Genomic DNA, 1,468 nt, shown 5'->3' with positions numbered 1-1,468 from the left:
AATTTTTGCAACAAGCCCAAAGGAGGTGCTCAGGTGAGCACCTCGTGGACGTCTTCGATCTTTCCGGAAAGCCTTTCTCACTAGCTACAACGTTTTTAAAAAATCAAGCAATTTACCTTCAATAAGCATCCAGTCCGTAAAGTAGAAATCTTGACATTCATCAGTAATTTCATGGTCTTTGCGACTAAAGTTGGTTAATTGGAACCCTTTCTGATCTGCCCCCTCGACTTGCATTTGACGATAAAGCGCTAGCTTTTCACCGTTAACATACTCCTTATAAGAATTAACACCTGAAGGTAAGCCACCTTGAGCCGCACTTTTCCAGAGCTTATTTTCAATTGTATCTACTAACCATTTAGCAGCAGCAAGTGGTAATTCGATTTGAAAGATACTAAATCCCGGTATATTTTCATATTCCTTTTTGCCAAACAGTGGCGGCATAACTTTCTGAATAATCATCATTTCATCATTTGTTATTACTTTTAAAACATCGTCATCTTCAGAACCCAAATATGGCTCATCAAACTTTAATGTATATCCATTCGGAAGACTGAATGGATTTAATAATTTCATAGTCATTTTAACTTCCTTTTATTATATTGGTTCTGGTGTTAATAATGTTACGACGTTACCATTTTCATTTAACTGTCTAACTTTAAGAGGATCTCGCTCATAAGTTAAGACTTCAGCAAGTCCAAATTCTTGTTCAATCGTTCGACCCCATTTGGATTCCTTATCTACCTTAGTCAATCCATTACCTGCAAATAACTCATTCGCGCCAAATTCTCCACAAACACGATAACGAGCCAATAAATGTTGTTCTTGTATTTTCGATAGATTTCCCATTTCATAATGAACATACCTTCTAAACCTTTTCGGATCGAACGGGTTATTACCAAGGCTTTGAAACTTTTTAAAATGTTGCTCAAATTCCTCACTCATTTTCGGAGTCATAATCTTAGCCATGATATTACTATCTTTAATTCCACGTTCCATGAAGTCCGGAGCCAGTTCTTTTTTACCGAAATCAATCATATTTTCATAGGTCGGTACAAAAGATACCCTTTCAGCATTAATCGGCAGATTATGGCTATCAATAATGATAAGAGTAAAAGGTGCATCGGGTTTAAAATTTGTGATGCCGGATAATGCACCAATAAGATAAGGGTCAGTATCCGCAGCTTCCATTTGTTCAAACGTGGTAGTCCAATATGGCGCACGTTTAGTTCCAGGTCGAGGAAATCCAAGTGACGACTCTAAAACTTTATCAGCTGATTGTTGCACTATGCGAACATGGAAACGCTCATTCGCCAACTCACCCGATTTTACAAGGTCGAGTAATTCAGCGTCATCATATTTAGCTATATAACCATTTTTAATAATGTTTTTTCTTGCGGTTTGTAATCGCTCGGTAACTTCCTCAAACGATTTAGGGTAAGGTCCTCTAGGAGGGCTTGTTGCAAAAATT

At 37.5% G+C, this 1,468-nt stretch carries 2 protein-coding genes; both read right to left on the bottom strand.

Annotated elements, in window-relative coordinates; translation table 11 throughout:
* Positions 1–84: 84 nt before the first annotated feature.
* Entirely contained in the window at positions 85–579 is a 495-nt protein-coding gene (locus tag VSA01S_RS19715) for a hypothetical protein (protein WP_050567505.1), read from the bottom strand.
* Positions 580–594: 15 nt separating this feature from the next.
* On the bottom strand, positions 595–1,468 hold an 874-nt coding region (locus VSA01S_RS20140), incomplete at its 5' end, for a hypothetical protein (protein ID WP_222593943.1).

Source organism: Vibrio sagamiensis NBRC 104589, from assembly GCF_007990935.1.
In the GTDB taxonomy this organism is placed as follows: Bacteria; Pseudomonadota; Gammaproteobacteria; order Enterobacterales; family Vibrionaceae; genus Vibrio; species Vibrio sagamiensis.
This window is presented reverse-complemented; position numbering and strand designations above follow the sequence as displayed.

What these genes read in the sequence shown, in the direction of transcription:
- VSA01S_RS19715 (WP_050567505.1), bottom strand. Translation starts at nt 579, where the DNA reads ATGACTATGAAATTATTAAATCCATTCAGTCTTCCGAATGGATATACA.